At 65.0% G+C, this 20,279-nt stretch carries 16 protein-coding genes; 14 read left to right on the top strand and 2 right to left on the bottom strand.

The features are described from left to right. The first annotated feature begins 548 nt into the window (after positions 1-548). From SA496_RS29360 to SA496_RS23080, 12 genes are all read left to right on the top strand, one after another. Entirely contained in the window at positions 549-1,592 is a 1,044-nt protein-coding gene (locus SA496_RS29360; RefSeq protein ID WP_372240435.1) for a methyl-accepting chemotaxis protein, read from the top strand. A gap of 194 nt (positions 1,593-1,786) precedes the next feature. Further along, entirely contained in the window at positions 1,787-3,565 is a 1,779-nt protein-coding gene (locus tag SA496_RS23030; protein WP_120654319.1) for a protein-disulfide reductase DsbD, read from the top strand. Between the two features lie 122 nt (positions 3,566-3,687). Then, on the top strand, positions 3,688-4,131 hold the full coding sequence (gene aroQ, locus SA496_RS23035; protein WP_120654318.1) for a type II 3-dehydroquinate dehydratase: 444 nt from the start codon (positions 3,688-3,690) through the stop codon (positions 4,129-4,131). A 26-nt stretch (positions 4,132-4,157) separates the two neighbouring features. Further along, positions 4,158-4,622, top strand: a complete 465-nt coding sequence (accB, locus tag SA496_RS23040; protein WP_120654317.1) for an acetyl-CoA carboxylase biotin carboxyl carrier protein — start codon at positions 4,158-4,160, stop codon at positions 4,620-4,622. 17 nt (positions 4,623-4,639) lie between these two features. Further along, positions 4,640-5,989 (top strand): acetyl-CoA carboxylase biotin carboxylase subunit, encoded by a 1,350-nt coding sequence (accC, locus tag SA496_RS23045; RefSeq protein WP_120654316.1) that lies wholly within the window; start codon positions 4,640-4,642, stop codon positions 5,987-5,989. Positions 5,990-6,114: 125 nt separating this feature from the next. Further along, the gene (gene prmA / locus SA496_RS23050; protein WP_330114529.1) at positions 6,115-6,993 is read left to right on the top strand and encodes a 50S ribosomal protein L11 methyltransferase; all 879 of its coding nucleotides are present in this window, start codon (positions 6,115-6,117) and stop codon (positions 6,991-6,993) included. Between the two features lie 49 nt (positions 6,994-7,042). Beyond that, positions 7,043-8,410, top strand: coding sequence for a DUF3426 domain-containing protein (locus SA496_RS23055; RefSeq protein WP_330114530.1), 1,368 nt, complete (start codon positions 7,043-7,045; stop codon positions 8,408-8,410). Between the two features lie 178 nt (positions 8,411-8,588). Then, positions 8,589-9,584 carry a tRNA dihydrouridine synthase DusB gene (dusB, locus tag SA496_RS23060; RefSeq protein WP_330114531.1) on the top strand — a complete coding sequence of 332 codons (996 nt, stop codon included), beginning with the start codon at positions 8,589-8,591 and terminating at the stop codon, positions 9,582-9,584. Beyond that, positions 9,581-9,901, top strand: a complete 321-nt coding sequence (fis, locus tag SA496_RS23065) for a DNA-binding transcriptional regulator Fis (RefSeq protein WP_120654312.1) — start codon at positions 9,581-9,583, stop codon at positions 9,899-9,901. The genes dusB and fis overlap by 4 nt, the downstream gene beginning before the upstream one ends. Positions 9,902-10,016: 115 nt before the next feature. Beyond that, entirely contained in the window at positions 10,017-11,624 is a 1,608-nt protein-coding gene (purH, locus tag SA496_RS23070) for a bifunctional phosphoribosylaminoimidazolecarboxamide formyltransferase/IMP cyclohydrolase (RefSeq protein WP_330114532.1), read from the top strand. A 226-nt stretch (positions 11,625-11,850) separates the two neighbouring features. Beyond that, entirely contained in the window at positions 11,851-13,140 is a 1,290-nt protein-coding gene (gene purD, locus SA496_RS23075; RefSeq protein WP_120654310.1) for a phosphoribosylamine--glycine ligase, read from the top strand. A gap of 111 nt (positions 13,141-13,251) precedes the next feature. Continuing rightward, entirely contained in the window at positions 13,252-16,029 is a 2,778-nt protein-coding gene (locus tag SA496_RS23080) for a hybrid sensor histidine kinase/response regulator (protein WP_120654309.1), read from the top strand. A 124-nt stretch (positions 16,030-16,153) separates the two neighbouring features. On the opposite strand, the gene SA496_RS23085 is transcribed toward SA496_RS23080, so the two are convergent. Further along, a complete protein-coding gene (locus SA496_RS23085) occupies positions 16,154-17,233 on the bottom strand; it encodes a WD40/YVTN/BNR-like repeat-containing protein (protein ID WP_120654308.1) in 1,080 nt (359 codons plus the stop codon). 21 nt (positions 17,234-17,254) lie between these two features. Further along, positions 17,255-17,524 carry a MoaD/ThiS family protein gene (locus tag SA496_RS23090; RefSeq protein WP_120654307.1) on the bottom strand — a complete coding sequence of 90 codons (270 nt, stop codon included), beginning with the start codon at positions 17,522-17,524 and terminating at the stop codon, positions 17,255-17,257. A gap of 139 nt (positions 17,525-17,663) precedes the next feature. Here SA496_RS23090 and SA496_RS23095 point away from each other — a divergent pair, with 139 nt between their 5' ends. Both SA496_RS23095 and atzF read left to right on the top strand, forming a co-directional pair. Next, positions 17,664-18,260: a MarC family protein gene (locus SA496_RS23095; protein ID WP_120654306.1), complete on the top strand. Its 597-nt coding sequence runs from the start codon at positions 17,664-17,666 to the stop codon at positions 18,258-18,260. A gap of 216 nt (positions 18,261-18,476) precedes the next feature. Then, complete coding sequence (atzF, locus tag SA496_RS23100; RefSeq protein ID WP_330114533.1) at positions 18,477-20,279, top strand: allophanate hydrolase; 1,803 nt, start codon at positions 18,477-18,479, stop codon at positions 20,277-20,279.

A 20,279-nucleotide genomic window follows, 5' to 3' on the forward strand; every position in this document is an offset into this window, starting at 1 on the left:
AGGCCGAGCGGGAAATCGCCGGCTCCCTCGACCAGCTCGCCCAGTACGCCGACTCCGCCAGCTCGCCGCCTGCCAGCGATTATCGAGCCCCCTTGTTCGCCGCCGCCCAGCACCTCAACCGCCTCAGCCAGGCCCGCGCGAAGCTGGTGGCCAGCGGGCGCGACGAACTGGCCGCCGACGTCGAGCGCGAACTGGAGGCACTCGGTCGTGACAGCGCCCGGCTGGACCAACTGCCCCTGCTCGGCGTGGCCGACAGCAGCAATTCGGCCGCCGATGACTTCGCCGCGATGATGGGCCTGGAAAGCAGCAATGAAACCAGCCAGACCGAAGATCGCGGCATCGCCCTCAAGCGTGAACTGGCCGGTCTGCTCAAGCGTTATCCGGGCGAACTGGCGCGCACCCGCGACCTGATCCAGCGGCGCAGCGAACTCGCCTCTGCCACCACCCAGCGCGTGGATGCCCTGCAAACCGCACTGGCCGCCCTGGAGCCCGAAGTGCGTGCCGAACACGGTCGCATCCAGGCTGAAGTGCGGGTCATGCAAGGCCTGATGATCGGCCTGATTCTGCTCATCGCCCTGTGCATCGACCGCATCCAGCGCCGCCTGACCCAGGTGCTCGGGCGTCTGGTCAGCGCCCTGGGAGCCTGGGCCGCCGGCGATTTCAGCCGCCCCATAGCCCTGGGCTCCCGCACGCTCGACCTGCGTCGCATCGAAGACTCGCTCAATCGCCTGCGCGACTATCTCGGCGAACTGGTGGGCACCATTCGCCAGCACGCCGAGAAAGTCGCCGGCAGCAGCAGCACCCTGGCCGAGCTGAACAACGGACTCCACGCCGGCGCCGAGGACCAGGCAGGCGGCACCGCACAGATCCGCGATGCCCTGGGCGAACTGGAAAACACCATCCAACAGGTGGCCGGCGATGCCAGCCTGGCCGCCGATGCCAGCCGCGATGCCGGTCTGGCCGTGGAACAGGGCCAGAGCGTGATCGACCAGAGCCTGGCCGGACTTCACCAACTGGTGGGCGAAGTGCAGAACAACGCCCAGGCCGTGGAGCGCCTGGCGGAAGAGACCGAAACCATCGACAAGGTGCTGACGGTGATCCGTGGCATCGCCGAGCAGACCAACCTGCTGGCGCTCAACGCCGCCATCGAGGCCGCTCGGGCGGGTGAAATGGGCCGCGGCTTCGCAGTGGTCGCCGAGGAAGTGCGCTCCCTTTCCCAGCGCACTGCGGGGGCCACGGCTGAAATCCAGCAGCTGATCGCTCGCCTCCAGCAGGCTGCACGGCAATCGGTCGACGCCATGCGTATCCAGGTCGAACATGCCGAAGCCAGCGCCGAACAGGCCGCCGCCGCCGACGGCGCACTGGTGGAAGTGGTCAGTGCGATTCGCACGATCGCCAGCATGGCCGAACGGATTGCCGACGCCACTGCCCAGCAGAGCGGCGCAGTCAGCGAAATCCGCGACCACAGCGAACAGATCCACCAGCTCGGCGGCAGCAACCTCGCGCGCATTGACGAAAGCCGCAGCCAAGGCGAACGCCTGCTGCGCCTGGGGGGTGAATTGCACACGGCCGTGCAGGCCTTCCGCGTCTGACGAAACGGCGCGACCTATTGTCGCGCCCATTCAATCGCCCGACGATTCCGCGTGGCGCACAGAAGTCCATCATGCCTATAGGCACCGTCCGCACGACCTTTCGCTCTGAGGACAAAACCGCTTACAGCCCGGAGCCTGCAGGAAGCCGTCGAGGTCCGTTATGATGCGAGCGTTTTCCGCCCCAAGAGACCTCCATGCGCCGTCTGCTGAGCCTGATCTTTCTGCTGGTGGCCCTGCCCGCCGCCGCAGGGTTGCTGGACAACCGCCCGAGCCCGACCCTGGGTGCCTCCCTCAATAACAGCGGAGACTTCCTGCCGGTTCGCGAGGCCTTCCGCCTCAGCCTCGTGGAAAGCAGCCCCACCTCGGTGAAGCTGCGCTTCACCAATGCCGAGGGTTATTACCTTTATCGTCACCGCTTCCAGTTCCGCGCAGAGCCCGCCGACAGCGGCCTGGGCCAGCCCGTGCTGCCGGCCGGCAAGCACAAGACCGACGAGTACTTCGGCGACGTCGAGGTGTACTACGGCGTCACCGACGTCAACCTGCCGGTGGACCCGTCACGCAAGGCCCCCACCGAGTTGCGAGTGACTTACCAGGGGTGCGCCGACAAGGGCCTGTGCTATCCGCCAGAGACCGAGGTCATCAAACTGGCTGAGGGTGGCGCCAGCAGCGGCATTGACTCCTTGGGCAGCAGCACCGCCGGCACGGGCTGGGGCTGGCACGAACTGGCCCTGTTCTTCCTCGCGGGCCTCGGTCTGACCTTCACGCCCTGCGTGCTGCCAATGCTGCCGATTCTTTCCGGCGTGGTACTGCGCGGAAAGGCAGGCGGCGGACGCGGCCTGACGCTTTCGTTGGCCTACATCCTACCGATGGCCGCCTGCTTTGCCCTGCTGGGTGCGCTGATGGGGTTGTTCGGCGCCGAACTCAACCTTCAGGCACGCTTGCAGTCGCCCTGGGTACTGGTGCCCTTCGCCGGCTTCTTCACCCTCTTCGCGTTGGCCATGTTCGGCCTTTATGAACTACGCCTGCCGCGCTTCATCAGCGGCCCGCTGGATTCGCTGGCGGGCAGCACCAAGGGTGGCTCGATCTGGAGCGCCGCGCTGCTCGGCGTGGTCTCCAGCCTGCTGGTCTCGCCCTGCGTCTCTGCGCCGCTGGCCGGAGCCCTGCTCTATATCAGTGCAAGCGGCGACGCCCTGGGAGGCGGCCTCAAGCTCTTCGCCCTCGGCCTGGGCATGGGCGCCCCGCTGGTATTGTTCGCCACCGGCGGCGGTGCCCTGCTGCCCAAGGCAGGCCAGTGGATGGTCAGCGTACGCAATGCCTTCGGCGTGCTGCTGCTGGCGGTAGCGGTATGGATGCTCGAACGCGTCCTGCCCGGCCCCCTGGCATTGGGCCTCTGGGGCCTGCTTGCCGGCGGCGTTGCGCTGTTCCTCGGCGCCCTGGAATTCACCCCCAAGGCTCCGCGCGAGCGCCTGGGTCAACTGGCAGGACTGGTCCTGCTGGTCTACGCAGTGGCTGCCTGGTCGGGCGCCCTCAAGGGAGAATCCGATCCGTTGCGTCCGCTCGGCCGTGCGCACCTGGTTGGTGCGCCGTCCGTCGCCCCGGCCAGCGGAGCATGGCAAACGATCAAGACTCCGGTGGAACTCACCGGGGTCCTCGCAGAGGCCAAAGGCTCTGGCCAGCCGCTGCTGCTGGACTGGTATGCCGACTGGTGCATTAGTTGCAAGGTGATCGAGCGTGAAGTCCTTACCGCCATGGAGGTTACCTCGCAGCTGGGCGGCTACCGCCTTATCCGCTTCGACATGACCGAGAGCAATCCGGAACAACGCGCCCTGCTCGATCGCTACAAGCTGTTCGGGCCGCCGGCCATCCTGTTCTTCAACGGCAAGGGTGACGAATTGGCCGATCTGCGTGTCGTAGGTGAAGTCGATGCCAAGGCCTTCGCCGCCCGTCTGCAACAGGCGAATGCGTCGCGCTGACGCATGCAACGTCATATATTTGCCGCAAACACCGGGCATCTTGTCGATTACTGTCGGCAACTGGACAGCCTTTTCCGCTGTCCGGCATAGTGCCGCCTGGCCTCCAATAAGGAACAAACAGCATGGCCACCCTGCTCGTCCTGCACGGCCCCAACCTCAACCTGCTGGGCACCCGCGAACCCGATAAGTACGGGGCCACGACCCTGGCCGAGATCAACCAGGGCCTGGAGCGCCGCGCTCGCGAGGCCGGCCATCACCTGATGTACCTGCAGAGCAATGCCGAGTACGAACTCATCGACCGGATTCATGCGGCCCGCGGTGAAGGAGTGGACTTCATCATCATCAATCCTGCTGCTTTCACGCATACAAGTGTCGCCCTACGTGACGCATTGCTCGCAGTGAGCATCCCATTCATCGAAGTGCACCTGTCCAACGTGCACAAACGGGAACCTTTCCGCCACCACTCCTACTTCTCCGACGTTGCAGTAGGAGTGATCTGCGGTCTGGGTGCCACCGGCTACCGCCTGGCCCTGGACGCGGCGCTAGAACACCTTGAACGCCCCTGACCTCACCCCTTGGGAGTTGATGATTAATGGATATCCGTAAAGTCAAGAAACTGATCGAACTGCTGGAAGAGTCCGGTATCGACGAACTGGAGATCCGCGAGGGCGAAGAGTCCGTGCGCATCAGCCGTCACAGCAACAAGGCCTTCGCGGCCCAGCCGGTTTACGCCGCCGCCCCGGCACCGGTAGCAGCACCTGTTGCCGCTGCCGCTCCGGTCGCCGCAGCTGAAGCCGCTGCACCGGCAGCACCGAAGCTGAACGGCAACGTCGTGCGCTCTCCGATGGTCGGCACTTTCTACCGTGCCGCCTCCCCGACCTCGGGCAACTTCGTCGAAGTCGGCCAGAGCGTGAAGAAAGGCGACATCCTCTGCATCGTCGAAGCCATGAAGATGATGAACCACATCGAAGCCGAAGCCAGTGGCGTGATCGAGTCCATCCTCGTGGAAAACGGTCAGCCGGTTGAGTACGACCAGCCGCTGTTCACCATCGTCTGAACCGCGGAGAGCCTGCGATGTTGGAAAAAGTCCTGATCGCCAACCGTGGCGAGATCGCCCTGCGCATCCTGCGCGCCTGCAAGGAACTGGGCATCAAGACGGTGGCGGTGCATTCCACGGCCGACCGTGAGCTGATGCACCTGTCCCTGGCCGACGAGACCGTTTGCATCGGCCCGGCTTCGGCAGCCCAGTCCTACCTGAACATCCCGGCGATCATCAGCGCCGCCGAAGTAACCGGCGCCACTGCTATCCACCCGGGTTACGGCTTCCTGGCCGAGAACGCCGACTTCGCCGAGCAGGTGGAGAACTCCGGTTTCGCCTTCATCGGCCCGAAAGCCGACACCATTCGCCTGATGGGCGACAAGGTATCGGCCAAGGACGCCATGAAGCGCGCCGGCGTACCGACCGTGCCGGGCTCCGACGGCCCGCTGCCGGAAGACGAGGAAACCGCGCTGGCCATCGCCCGTGAAGTGGGCTACCCGGTGATCATCAAGGCCGCCGGTGGCGGTGGTGGTCGCGGCATGCGCGTGGTGTACGAGGAAGAAGAACTGATCAAGTCGGCCAAGCTGACCCGCACCGAAGCCGGTGCCGCGTTCGGCAACTCCATGGTCTACCTGGAGAAGTTCCTCACCAACCCGCGCCACGTCGAAGTCCAGGTCCTGTCCGACGGCCAGGGCAATGCCATCCACCTGGGTGACCGCGACTGCTCCCTGCAGCGCCGCCACCAGAAGGTGCTGGAAGAAGCCCCAGCCCCGGGTATCGACGAGAAGGCCCGCGCCGAAGTACTGGACCGCTGCGTCCAGGCCTGCATCGAAATCGGCTACCGCGGCGCTGGCACCTTTGAGTTCCTCTACGAGAACGGTCGCTTCTACTTCATCGAGATGAACACTCGCGTGCAGGTGGAGCACCCGGTCACCGAAATGGTCACCGGCATCGACATCGTCAAGGAAATGCTCAGCATCGCCGCTGGCAACAAGCTGTCGATCAAGCAGGACGACGTCGTCATCCGTGGCCATGCGCTGGAATGCCGGATCAACGCCGAAGACCCGGACAACTTCATGCCGAGCCCTGGCAAGGTGACCTACTTCCACGCCCCAGGCGGCAACGGCGTTCGCGTCGATTCGCACCTGTACAGCGGCTACGCGGTTCCGCCGAACTACGACTCGCTGATCGGCAAGCTGATTACCTACGGCAAGGACCGCGACGAAGCCATGGCGCGCATGCGCAATGCGCTGGACGAGATTGTCGTTGACGGCATCAAGACCAACATCCCGCTGCACCGCAACCTCACTCGCGACAAGGGTTTCTGCAAGGGTGGCATCAACATCCACTACCTGGAAAAGAAACTCGGCATGGACAAGCACTGATTCAGGGTGCCTGATCCACGATCACAGGGGCTGCCATATGGCGGCCCTTGTGTTTTTCCGGCCTGTGCTCAAGTAAGCTTGCGCGCCTGCCGCATGTGCACGCTGAATTTTCAAGAGGTCCCGTCATGCCCTGGTTACAAGTTCGACTCGCCATCACCCCGGAACAGGCGGAAACCTACGAGGACGCCCTGCTGGAAGTGGGCGCTGTCTCGGTAACCTTCATGGACGCCGAAGATCAACCGATCTTCGAACCGGACCTGGGGACCACCCCACTCTGGTCCAATACCCATCTGCTCGCCCTGTTCGAGGCCGATACCGACGAAGCCAACCTGGTGGCGCACCTGGAACTGCTGACCGGCGGCGCGCTACCGGAGCACCAGATCGAGCGCATCGAAGACCAGGACTGGGAACGCAGCTGGATGGACAACTTCCAGCCCATGCGCTTCGGCCGCCGCCTGTGGATCGTACCGAGCTGGCACGACGCCCCCGAGCCGGGCGCGGTGAACCTCCTGCTGGACCCGGGCCTGGCGTTCGGCACTGGCACGCATCCAACCACCGCCCTCTGCCTGGAATGGCTCGATGGCCAGGACCTCGACGGCTGCGAAGTACTGGATTTCGGCTGCGGCTCGGGCATCCTCGCCATCGCCGCGCTGCTCCTGGGTGCGCGCCAGGCAGTCGGCACCGACATCGACCCGCAAGCCCTGGAAGCCTCCCGCGACAATGCCTCGCGCAACGGCATCGACCCGGCGCGCTTCCCGGTCTACCTGCCGGCCGACCTTCCAGCCAAACCCGCCGAAGTGGTAGTGGCGAATATCCTTGCCGGCCCGCTGGTCTCGCTGGCGCCACAGCTCACCAGCCTCGTGGCAGCCGGCGGACGCCTGGCGCTGTCCGGCATCCTCGCCGAGCAGGCCGAGGAAGTGCGCACGGCCTATGCCGGCGCCTTCGACCTCGACCCTACTGCAGAGAAGGACGGCTGGGTACGCATCAGTGGCGTGCGCCGCTGAAAGCCAGCAGATCGAGTAAAATAGCCTTTCGTTTCGACCGGATCGCCGCATGACCGACAGCTTCGTCACCCAGTGCCCGCATTGCCAGACCAGTTTCCGCGTCAGCCGCGCACAGCTCGCCGTAGCCCATGGCGCCGTGCGCTGTGGCGCCTGTCTGCATGTGTTCAATGCGGCTCAGCAGCTGTTGGCGGCCAAGGGCCAGGCGATAGCGCCGGCGACCCCGAAGCCCAAGCCCGCGGCACCGACAGCGCCACCCAGGCCGGCAACACCCCAGGCACCGGCCGCGCCAGTGCCCAGCGTCGCCACCGTGCTCAAGCCGCCGGTTGCACCGCAGACGACGCCGGTCAAGCCAGCCAGTAGCGACACCCTGTGGATTCACGACGACCTGGACCTCGACAGCCTCGACCTGGACGAAGAACTGGCCAAGCTGGAGCAGGAAGAGCAGCGCCTGTCCCGTGACCTGCTGGGCCCCGCCGCACCCGTGCGGACCGAAAAGCAACCGACGCCGCGTCACGATGAAGGTTGGGCCGAAGCTCTGCTGGAGGCCGAGGAGCCCTCTGCGGAACTGGCCGCCGAGCGGGACGACGAGCACGAACCCGAAGCTGGGCCTGACTTCGAACTGCGCGCCGAGCCAGTTGCCGAGCCGGTGAGTCGCACGCCAGTGGAGCCGCCCAAGCCTGCTCCGGCAGAGCGCACCGAACCCAGCCTGTCCATGGACCTGGTAGAGGACGAGCCCGGCCCGGACTTCAGCCTGGGTTCAGCCCGCGACGACGAACCCGAAGACCTGCGTGACGATGACGACGAGCTGGACGAGCCGCCTGCTACCGAGCCCGTGCGCCAGCAACACTCGCGCAACGAACCTGCCCTCCGCGACGACGGCCTCCTCGACCTGAATGACGAGCCGCTGCAGCTGGACTGGCAGGAAAGCAGACGCCCCTGGGGCCGCTGGATCGGCTGGTTCCTGCTGAACCTGATCGCAATCGGCGCACTGTCCACCCAGTACATCTGGTACCACTTCGATGAACTGGCCCGGCAGGACCAGTACCGCCCCTGGTTCCAGCAAATCTGCCCGGAAATCGGCTGCCAGCTGCCCTCCAAGGTGGATATCGACCTGATCAAGAGCAGCAACCTCGTGGTGCGCAGCCACCCCGAGTTCTCCGGCGCCCTCGTGGTCGACGCCATCCTCTACAACCGCGCCGCCTTCGCCCAGCCGTTCCCACTGCTGGAGCTGCGCTTTGCCGACATCAATGGCCAATTACTGGCCAGCCGTCGCTTCAAGCCAGGCGAATACCTTTCCGGCGAACTGGCCGGACAGGCGGAAATGCCTCCGCAAACCCCTATCCACATCAGCCTGGACATCCTCGACCCAGGCACCAAGGCTGTGAACTACAGCCTCAGCTTCCACTCCCCCGAATAAGCTGGAGACGCCGGATTCCGGAGTCTCCAGGCGTTTTCTAACTCCCGGCGATAAGCACAGGGCTGTTCAGAATTTGTTCAAAACAGCCTTTATCCAGTCACCGAGAGCGGGTATCATGCCCACCCTTTTTCGAACTCCCCCAGCACTCAACTGAGCAGGCCCCAAACAGGGAAGACCTATGTCGGCGGTTAGCATTGGCCCTTATGCCTTGCCCAATCCAGTGATTCTCGCCCCCATGGCGGGTGTGACCGACCGGCCGTTCCGTCTGCTGTGCCGCCGTCTTGGCGCCGGCATGGTGGTATCGGAAATGGTCACCAGCGACGTGCGCCTGTGGAACAGCCGCAAGTCGCGGCTGCGCCTGCTCCACGAGGGCGACCCGGAGCCCCGTTCCGTCCAGATAGCCGGCGGTGATCCGGAGATGCTGGCCGAAGCGGCCAGGGCTAATGTTGATCTCGGTGCCCAGATCATCGATATCAACATGGGCTGCCCGGCGAAGAAGGTCTGCAACAAGGCCGCCGGCTCGGCGCTGATGAAGGACGAAGCCCTGGTGGCCGATATCCTCAACGCCGTGGTCAAGGCCGTCGATGTGCCCGTCACCCTGAAGATCCGCACCGGTTGGGACCGATCGAACAGGAACGGCATCAACGTGGCGAAAATCGCCGAACAGGCTGGCATCCGGGCCCTGGCCGTCCACGGCCGGACCCGCGCAGACCTGTACACGGGCGAAGCCGAGTACGACACCATCGCTGCGATCAAGCAGGCGGTGTCCATTCCGGTCTTTGCCAACGGCGATATCGATTCGCCACAGAAAGCCAGGCAGGTCCTCGACGCCACCGGTGCCGATGCCCTGCTGATCGGTCGAGCGGCCCAGGGGCGACCCTGGATATTCCGCGAGATCGCGCATTACCTGACGACCGGTGAACTTCTGCCGGCGCCGGGCTTGATCGAAGTGGAACAGATACTGCTGGAGCACCTGGCCGCACTGCACGCCTTCTACGGCGACGAGATGGGCGTTCGCATCGCCCGCAAGCATGTCGGCTGGTATCTGGCAACCCTGCCGGGCGCCAGGGAGTTTCGCGCCAAGTTCAATCGTTTGGAGTCCACGGACGCGCAGTGCGCCAACGTTCGGGAGTTCTTCGCCGAGCGTCACAACGAAGGGGAAAAGGCCGCATGACGACGATGACCGAGAATTTTTTTGATGGGGCAACACCCGTGAGCGACACCGCCAACCTTAAACAGCACCTGACGGCACCTACCGCTGAGGGCCAGACCCTGCGCGGCAGCGTCGAAAAGGCGCTGCACAATTATTTCGCCCATCTTGAGGGCGCCGCCGTCACGGACGTGTACAACCTGGTGCTTTCCGAAGTGGAGGCGCCGCTGCTGGAATCCGTGATGAATTACGTCAAGGGTAACCAGACCAAGGCTTCCGAAATGCTCGGCCTCAACCGGGGCACGCTGCGAAAGAAGCTCAAGCAATACGACCTGCTCTGAAAGGCGGGAACCTGAAGCCGGAAGCCTGAAGCGGGAACCAGACCCGACGCTCAGCCTTCCGGCTTCCGGTTTCAGGCCCAACCGCTAAATCTTCTCCCACTCGAATGGTTCCGAAATGACCGACCAGACCACCCGCCTTCCCGTTCGCCGCGCCCTGATCAGCGTTTCCGACAAGACCGGCATCGTCGAGTTCGCCCGTGAACTGGCTGCCCTCGGCGTAGAGATCCTCTCCACCGGCGGTACCTACAAGCTGCTCAAGGACAACGGCATCGCCGCCGTGGAAGTCGCCGACTACACCGGTTTCCCGGAAATGATGGACGGCCGCGTGAAGACCCTGCACCCGAAGATCCACGGCGGCATCCTTGGCCGTCGCGACCTCGATGGCGCGGTGATGGAACAGCACGGCATCAAGCCGATCGACCTGGTCGCGGTCAACCTGTACCCCTTCGAAGCCACTGTCGCCAAGCCTGACTGCGACCTGCCGACAGCCATCGAGAACATCGACATCGGCGGTCCGACCATGGTCCGCAGCGCCGCGAAGAACCACAAGGACGTCGCCATCGTGGTCAACGCCAGCGACTATGCCAGCGTCCTCGAAGGCCTGAAGGCTGGTGGCCTGACCTACGCGCAGCGTTTCGACCTGGCCCTCAAGGCGTTCGAGCACACCTCCGCCTACGACGGCATGATCGCCAACTACCTGGGCACCATCGACCAGGCCCGCGACACCCTCTCCACCGAAGGTCGTGGCGCCTTCCCGCGCACCTTCAACAGCCAGTTCGTCAAGGCCCAGGAAATGCGCTACGGCGAGAACCCGCACCAGAGCGCGGCGTTCTATGTAGAAGCGAAAAAGGGCGAGGCCAGCGTCTCCACCGCCGTGCAGCTGCAGGGCAAGGAACTCTCCTTCAACAACGTGGCTGATACCGACGCCGCGCTGGAGTGCGTGAAGAGCTTCGTCAAGCCGGCCTGCGTCATCGTCAAGCACGCCAACCCGTGCGGCGTGGCCGTGGTACCGGAAAACGAAGGCGGCATTCGCAAGGCCTACGACCTGGCCTACGCCACCGACACCGAATCCGCTTTCGGCGGCATCATCGCCTTCAACCGCGAACTGGACTTTGATACCGCCAAGGCCATCGTCGAGCGCCAGTTCGTCGAAGTCATCATCGCGCCGAAAATCTCCGCCGCCGCTCGTGAAGTGGTCGCTGCCAAGGCCAACGTGCGCCTGCTGGAATGCGGTGAATGGCCGGCTGAGCGTGCCGCAGGCTGGGACTTCAAGCGCGTCAACGGCGGCCTGCTGGTACAGAGCCGCGACATCGGCATGATCAAGGCAGAAGACCTGAAGATCGTCACCCAGCGCGCCCCGAGCGAGCAGGAAATCCACGACCTGATCTTCGCCTGGAAAGTGGCCAAGTTCGTCAAGTCCAACGCCATCGTCTACGCCAAGAACCGTCAGACCGTCGGCGTCGGCGCCGGCCAGATGAGCCGCGTCAACTCCGCCCGCATCGCCGCCATCAAGGCCGAGCATGCCGGTCTTGAGGTGAAGGGTGCGGTCATGGCTTCCGACGCTTTCTTCCCGTTCCGCGACGGCATCGACAATGCGGCCAAGGCCGGCATCACCGCCGTGATCCAGCCGGGCGGCTCCATGCGTGACAACGAAGTCATCGCCGCCGCCGACGAAGCCGGCATCGCGATGGTGTTCACCGGCATGCGCCACTTCCGCCACTGAGTGACAGGGACGCACTGAAGCGGGCATCTGCTGCGTTGTCCGGCCCTTCCCCAATGCTCATTGCCAGAAGGCAACTCCGCGTGGTGAAGGACCGGACGCCTTGCATCTACCCGCTCCATCGCGCGCCCTACAGTCCGTCGTAGAAGATTCGTAGCTTTTGTAGGGTGGATGACGCTCTTCTCATCCACCGTTGGGGCCCCAGGCCCGCCTCCTGAAGGAGAATTCAATGAACGTACTCATTATCGGCAGCGGCGGTCGTGAACACGCCCTGGCCTGGAAAGTGGCCCAGGACCCGCGCGTCGAGAAGGTCTTCGTCGCCCCGGGCAACGCCGGCACCGCGACCGAAGCCAAGTGCGAAAACGTCGCTATCGACGTGCTGGCCCTGGAACAACTGGCCGATTTCGCGGCCCAGAACGTCCAGTTGACCATCGTCGGCCCGGAAGCGCCGCTGGTGAAAGGCGTGGTCGACCTGTTCCGCTCGCGCGGCCTGGACATCTTCGGCCCCACCGCCGGTGCTGCCCAGCTGGAAGGCTCCAAGGCCTTCACCAAGGACTTCCTGGCCCGCCACAAGATCCCCACCGCCGACTACCAGAACTTCACCGAGGTAGAACCGGCCCTGGCCTACCTGCGTGAGAAAGGCGCCCCCATCGTCATCAAGGCCGACGGCCTGGCCGCTGGCAAGGGCGTGATCGTCGCGATGACCCTGGAAGAGGCCGAAGCCGCCGTACGCGACATGCTCGCCGGCAATGCCTTCGGTGACGCCGGCTCGCGCGTGGTGATCGAGGAGTTCCTCGATGGCGAAGAAGCCAGCTTCATCGTCATGGTCGACGGCCAGAATGTGCTGCCCATGGCCACCAGCCAGGACCACAAGCGCGTGGGCGACGGCGACAGCGGCCCGAACACCGGCGGCATGGGCGCCTATTCCCCCGCTCCGGTGGTCACTGCCCAAGTGCACCAGCGCGTGATGGACGAAGTCATCTACCCGACCGTGCGCGGCATGGCCGAGGAGGGCAACGTCTACACCGGCTTCCTCTATGCCGGTCTGATGATCGACAAGAGCGGCGCGCCCAAGGTCATCGAATTCAACTGCCGCTTCGGTGATCCGGAAACCCAGCCCATTATGGTGCGCCTGGAATCGTCCCTGGTCCTGCTGGTGGAGGCCGCCCTGGCCAAGGCCCTGGACAAGGTCGAAGCCACCTGGGACCCGCGCCCCACCGTTGGCGTGGTACTGGCCGCAGGCGGCTACCCGGGCGACTATGCCAAGGGTGACGTCATCGAAGGCCTGGCCGATGCCGCAGCCCTGGACGGCAAGGTGTTCCATGCCGGCACCGCGCTGAAGGACGGCAACATCGTCACCGCCGGCGGTCGCGTGCTTTGCGCCACCGCCATCGGCGCCAGCGTCTCCGACGCCCAGCAGCAGGCCTATCGTCTGGCGGAGAAGATCCGTTGGAACGGCTGCTTCTATCGCAAGGATATCGGCTACAGGGCCATTGCCCGGGAACGCGGCGAAGGGTAAGAAGTCAATAGATAGTGCTCACCAAGGCGGCCCGATGGCCGCCTTGGTCATATTCCGCACGAGATGGCCTTGACTATAATCCGGCCACTCACCCACGAAGGGACCTCGAACGTGCCCCGGCTCAGGATTGCCACAGCATTGATCGCCAGCCTGCTTCTGGCCCTGTTTTATCTGCTGCCCGCCCAGGCGGCCGGGGAGCGGCAGTGGAGCATGCTGCTCGATCCGAGCGCCAACCTGCAGCTGCAGGAAATCCGCACCCAGCAGGCCCTTTCCCAGTTCACCCCGGTCGACCTCGACCAGCTTTACACTCCCGGCGGCAGCAGCGCGCTCTGGCTGCATTACCGCCTCCCCCCCAGCCAGCAGGAACAGCTGCTGCGGGTCTTCGCCCCCTACCTGGCCTATCTCGACCTCTACGTCCTCAGGGGCGATGAACTGGTCGCCCACACCCGCACCGGCAGCCGCCTGCCCTTCAGCGAGCGCCCATTGCCCAGCCGCGACTTCCTCCTGCCGCTTCCGGTACAGCAGGAACCGCTGGACATCTACCTGCGCATGGCCTCGGAACATGCCCTGCGTCCGACCGTGGAACTGCGTTCCTCGGCGCTGATGGCAGCGGACGACACCCGCCCGCTGCTTTTTGGCCTGATGCTCGGCGGCCTGGGCATGCTGGTGTACTACAACCTGGTGCGCTACGCGTATTCCCGCGCAGCTGTCAGCCTCTGGCTCGCCGCCGCGCAGGGTTGCCTGATGGTCACCGGCGTCAGCCTGCTGGGCATCAGTTCGCCCTGGCTGGGTGACTGGCAGAGCGCGCAACCACAGATCGCCAATCTCTCCATGCTGATGGCCATGGTCTGTGCCCTGGCCTTCACCGTCAGCTTCTTCCACAAGGTCTGCCCGAGCACGCCGCTGACCGGCCTGCTTCTGGGCGAGATCGTGCTGATCAGCCTCACCGCCGCCCTGTTGCTGATCGTCACCGAGTTGCAATTCAACCAACTGGTCTATGTGATGGCCGCCATCGCCAGCCTGAGCATGTTCGTGTTCGCCATCCTCCACTGGCGCCAAGGCTACCGCCCGGCACGGCTGTTCAGTCTGGCCCTGGGTGTGTTCTGCATTGCCATTCTCGGCGCCCTGCCCGCCCTGTTCGGCTACTGGCAGCTGCAGTCCGACTGGCTGGCCTACACCCTGCTGGCAATCTCCACGATCAGCGGCGTATTCCTCAGCATGGCCCTGAGTGAACGCCAGCGACGCATCCAGAACGAGGTCTTCAGCGCCAGCCGTGCCCTGGCCGCCAGCTCCGCCGAGCTCAAGGCCAAGGGCGAGTTCCTCGCCAAGATCAGCCACGAAATTCGCACGCCGATGAACGGCGTACTGGGCATGACCGAGCTGCTCCTCGGCACACCGCTGTCGGCCAAGCAGCGCGACTACGTGCAAACCATCCACAGCTCGGGTAACGAACTGCTCACCCTGATCAACGAAATCCTCGACATCTCCAAGCTGGAATCCGGGCAGATCGAACTGGACGACGTGCAGTTCGATCTCAACGCCCTGATCGACGACTGTCTCGACATCTTCCGCGCCAAGGCCGAGCAGCAGCGGGTCGAACTCATCAGCTTCATGCAACCCCAGGTACCCCGCGTGGTCAGCGGCGACCCCACGCGGCTGCGTCAGATTCTCCTGAGCCTGCTCGACAACGCCTTCAAGCAGACCGACGAAGGCGAAATCCTGCTGGTGGTGGCCCTGGACAACAGCAGCACCCAGCCCCGCCTGCGCATCGCCGTGCAGGACAGCGGTCGCCCCCTGGAAGCCGGCGAGCGCTCCGCCCTGCTCAACGCCGAAGTACAGAGCAGCGACTTCCTCGCCTCCTCCAAACTCGGCGGCCGCCTGGGCCTGGTCATCGCCCGCCAGTTGGTACGCCTGATGGAGGGCGAGTTCGGCATCCAGAGTGGCGCAGGGCAAGGCAGCACGCTGTGGTTGACGCTGCCGCTCGACGCCCAGCACCTCGAGCGCCCGGCCGCCGACCTCGACAGCCCGCTGGAAGGCGCGCGCCTGCTCGTGGTGGACGACAACGACACCTGCCGCAAGGTACTGGTCCAGCAATGCGGCGCCTGGGGCTTGCAGGTCAGCGCCGTGCCGTCCGGGAAGGAAGCCCTGGCCCTGCTGCGAACCAAGGCGCACTTGCGCGAGTATTTCGACGTGGTCCTGCTGGACCAGGACATGCCCGGCATGACCGGCATGCAGTTGGCCGCCAAGATCAAGGAAGACCCCAGCCTCAACCACGACATTCTGATCATCATGCTTACCGGCATCAGCAACGCACCGAGCAAGATCATCGCGCGCAACGCCGGCATCAAGCGCATCCTCGCCAAGCCAGTGGCGGGGTACACCCTGAAGACCACGCTGGCCGACGAACTCAACCAGCGCAAGAACGGCGGCTCGATCTCCCTGCCGGGCTCCCAGGTCAGCGAACCACTGCATGTGCCCACCGACTTCCGCATCCTGGTGGCAGAAGACAACAGCATTTCCACGAAGGTCATTCGCGGCATGCTGAGCAAGCTGAACCTCGAACCGGACACGGCCAGCAACGGCGAGGAAGCCCTGAGCGCAATGAAGAACCAGCACTACGACCTGGTACTGATGGATTGCGAGATGCCGGTGCTCGATGGCTTTACCGCCACCGAGATGCTGCGCAACTGGGAAAACCTGGAGCAGCGCCCGCGCACGCCGGTGGTCGCACTGACCGCCCATATCCTCAGCGAACACAAGGAACGCGCCCGCCTCTCCGGCATGGACGGCCACATGGCCAAGCCGGTTGAACTGTCGCAACTGCGCGAGCTGATCGAATACTGGGTAGCCGAGAAGGAACTGCGCGAACGGCATGCGATGCATAGCTGATCGGGCGAACGACCTATGGGGGCGAACTCATTCGCCAAGGGCCGCGCAGCGGCCCCAACCCTCTCCCAGAGGGAGAGGGGGTTTTCAGCGCCATTGCTGACTGTTTTCTGGCTGCCCGCAGGCCCTACCCAAACCTCACCGCAAAGATCGGCGGAAGGTGCCCCGCCACAAGGTTCCAGCTGTCTCCCTGGTCCTCGGATACCCACAGATGCCCGGTGGTGGAGCCCATCACCAGGCGCTGCCCGCTGCCATCCACATCCAGCCCGTGCCGGTACACCAGGTCGTAACAGAGCTGTTGTGGCAGGCCCCGCTCGAGCACATCGAAACGCTTGCCGCCATCGCGCGTACGGGTAACCCGCAGGCGTTGGTCGGCGGGAACGCGGCATTCGTCCTTCACCGCCGGCACGAACCAGGCGCAATCCGGATCGGACGGATGCACCGCCACGGCGAAACCGAAGGTGGATGGCCCGGCTTGCTGCACTTCCCGCCAGTTCAATCCGCGATCGGCGCTGACGAAGATACCGTTGTGGTGCTGCACCCAGAGCCGCTCCGGGTCCGCAGGGCAGGCCACCATGCGGTGTGGGTCCTGGATGTCAGGCTCCTCGGCACGCTCCGGCGGCATGTAGGCGGCGCGCATGCCTCGGGTGCGATAGCTCCAGCTGACGCCTTCGTCCTCGCTGTGCCAGACGCCGCCACAAGACACTGCCAGGGTCAGGTGCCGACTGTTGCGCGGGTCGACGCAAATGGAGTGGATGCCCGGCTGGTCATAGCCTCCGCCGAACCAGTTGGCCCGCTCCGGGCGTTCCCAGAGGCTGTCCACCAGGCTCCAGGACGCACCATGGTCACGCGACCTGAACAGTCCCCCGGGAATGGTTCCGGCCCAGAGGGTTCCGGGCTGGTCCGCCCCTCCCGGCTCAAGGCACCAGATCATCTCGACCGAGGGGCCATCCTCGCCCCCGTCTACCTGGGCGAAGGCCGGGGCGGCGATCTCCTCCCAGTTCTGCCCGTCATCAGCCGAGCGCCACAACTTGGGGCCGAAGTGCCCAAGGTGCAGGGCTGCATAGAGGTGGTCATCGCGCGGGTCGGCCAGCAACATGCTCACCGGCTCGCCAAGGAAATCCTGGCGAGCCAGTCGCCAGCCATCACCCTTCGGCTCGAATCGCAGCAGACCCTTGCGGGTCGCCACGTGGATGCATCGGCTCATGCTCCTTCTCCTTGCGCCGGCTCAGCCGCCGGACAGCGCCTGGACAACGAAGATGTCACTGGATGGTCCCACGGGATCGCTGAGGCGTCGGCGGTCACTGACCTGCTGGGCATCGACGAAGATCGCCACATGCCGGCGCAGGCGACCCTGATCATCCAGCAGGTAGCTGCGCAGGCGTGGATTGGCGACGAAAGCGGCTTCCAGCGCCTCGGCCACGGAGGAAGCCGCGACGTCCAGTTCGGGGACATCGAGGTGACGCTGGAGGTTGGGGGTAAAGCTCATGCGCGCCATCAACGGCTCCCTGCGCGACGAAACGACCCAGTGGGGGAAGGTATAGCCGACCCCGGTGACGCGGTTATAGTTGTGCGCCCAATGGCAGGGCAGCCTCTACACTGATGAGCGGCCCTCGCAGTCAAGAATGGATGCCCCCATGCTCGAAAGCCTTTCCAGCCTGTACCTGAAGATGCTGGTGCTCTACAGCCCCTTCTTCGTGCTCTCCTGCTTCATCAGCCTGACCCGCGGATACACGGTGAAGGAGCGCAAGAAGCTCGCATGGAAAGTCGCCCTCGGTACGCTGGTGGCGAGCGCCCTGCTTTACCTGTTCGGCCAGGCCATCTTCAATGTCTTCGGCATCACCATCGACGCCTTCCGTATCGGCGCCGGCACCGTGCTGTTCATCTCTGCCCTTGGCATGGCCCAGGGCAAGCCGGCAGTACAGGCGGACAACGTGCAACAGGACGTCACCATCGTCCCGCTGACCATTCCGCTGACCGTCGGCCCCGGCACCATCGGCGCCATGCTGGTGATGGGTGCCGGCCATGTGCACTGGAATGACAAGTTCACGGCTCTTTTCGCCATCGCCATCGCTTCGGCCACGGTCGGAGCCATCCTCTACCTTTCCGACCACATCGAACGCATCCTCGGCGACCAGGGCCTGCAGATCGTCAGTCGCCTGATGGGCCTGTTCGTCTGCGCCCTGGCCGCGCAGATCATCTTCACCGGGGTGAAGAATTACCTGGTGCTGTAGCTTCGTGCGCAATGCCCAACTCGGCGTTGGGCTTCGCTTCGCTTTGCACCAACCTACGTCCTGATTCGCCGCCCATGCCCTGGCGCGGTGCGCATCGAGGCGCACCGCGAACATCGCGAATAAGCCCTGACCCCAGCAATGGCGCGGCTTTCCAGACTCTGGCACCAGCCTTGCTCAAGGGAATTCCAACTTGGATACAAGATGGAACTCCAGAGCATGTCCGAAGCCCCTCTCGCCTTCACCCTTTCAGACTGGCAACAGGCCTACCGCGACCAACTGCAACCCGCCGATTTGCTGCACGCCCTGCTCCAGCGCCTCGATGCAGAAGACAACGCCTGGATCAGCCTGGCCAGCGCCGAGCAGCTCGATGCCCAGCTCATCGAACTCGCTGACCTGCTGACCGCTGCCGAAGGCCGGCGTGAGCGCCTGCCCCTCTACGGTGTCCCCTTCGCCATCAAGGACAACATCGACGCCGCGGGCTGGACCACCACCGCCGCCTGCCCGGCCTTCGCGTATGAAGCCATCGACGACGCCCACGTGGTTGCCCGCCTGCGCGCAGCCGGCGCGATCGTCATTGGCAAGACCAACCTCGACCAGTTCGCCACTGGGCTGGTGGGAACCCGCTCGCCCTATGGGGCCGTCGCCAACACCTTCGATCCGGACTACGTCAGCGGCGGCTCCAGTTCAGGCTCCGCCTCGGTCGTGGCGCGCGGCCTGGTGCCCTTTTCCCTCGGCACCGATACCGCCGGCTCCGGCCGCGTGCCAGCGGGTTTCAACAACATCGTCGGGCTGAAACCCACCAAGGGCTGGCTGTCCAACGCCGGTCTGGTGCCGGCCTGCCGCACCATCGACTGCATCTCGGTGTTCGCCTTGACGGTGGCCGACGCGGAAACCGTCGCGCGCATTGGTGGCGGTTACGACGCCCGCGACCCGTACTCCCGGCAAAACCCCAACAGCAATCCGGTCGGCGTGTCCGCGAGGCCAAAGCTGGCAGTGCCGGACACCCTGGAATTCTTCGGTGACGAGCAGACCCGTGCCGTCTTCGAGGCCGCGCTGGACAAACTTCGTACCCTCGGCGCCGAGATCACCCCAATCGACTTCAGCCCCTTCCGCCAGTTGGCCGCGCAGCTCTACCAGGGTCCCTGGGTGGCCGAACGCACCGTGGCGGCCGGCGCCATCTTCAGCGATCAGCCCGATGCCATGGATCCGGTGGTGCACGGCATTCTCGCCAACGGCCTGAACTACAGCGTCTGCGACGCCTACCGCGCCGAATACCTGCGTGCCGAACTGGCGCGCCAGATCAACCTGGCCCTCGAACCCTTCGACGCCCTGGTGGTGCCCACCTCGCCGACCATCCGCCGCATCGCCGAGATGGCCGAAGAGCCGGTACTGTTCAACGCCCAGTTCGGCACCTACACCAACTTCACCAATTTCTCCGACCTCGCCGCCCTGGCCCTGCCCGCCGGGTTCCGGGCCGATGGCCTGCCGGCCGGCATCACCCTGCTCGCCCCAGCCTGGCACGACGCCGCGCTAGCCGACTTCGGCAAACGCTGGCAAGCCAGCCTCGGCCTGCCACTGGGCGCCACTGGACGCGTGCTGCCGCCCCTGGCGCCCGCGAGCCAGGCGCCAGGATGTGTCCGCGTTGCGGTGGTCGGCGCCCACCTCACAGGCATGCCGCTGAACTTCCAGCTCACCGCCCGAAACGCCGTGCTGGTGGAAGAAACCCGCACCGCTACCGACTACCGCCTGTTCGCCCTGCCCGGCACCGTGCCGCCCAAACCAGGTCTGGCGCGCAGACCGGATGGCGCCGCGCTGATCGTCGAGCTCTGGGACATCCCGCTGGCGCGCTTCGGCGAGTTCGTCGCCGAAATCCCGCCGCCGCTGGGCATCGGCAACCTGCAGCTGGAAGACGGTCGCTGGGTGAAGGGCTTCATCTGCGAGCCCTACGCACTGGAAGGCGCCCGCGACATCACCGGCTTCGGTGGCTGGCGCGCCTTTATCGCCAGTCAGCAGCGCTGA

Origin of the sequence: Pseudomonas sp. JS3066 (assembly GCF_036328175.1) — a bacterium.
In the GTDB taxonomy this organism is placed as follows: Bacteria; Pseudomonadota; Gammaproteobacteria; order Pseudomonadales; family Pseudomonadaceae; genus Metapseudomonas.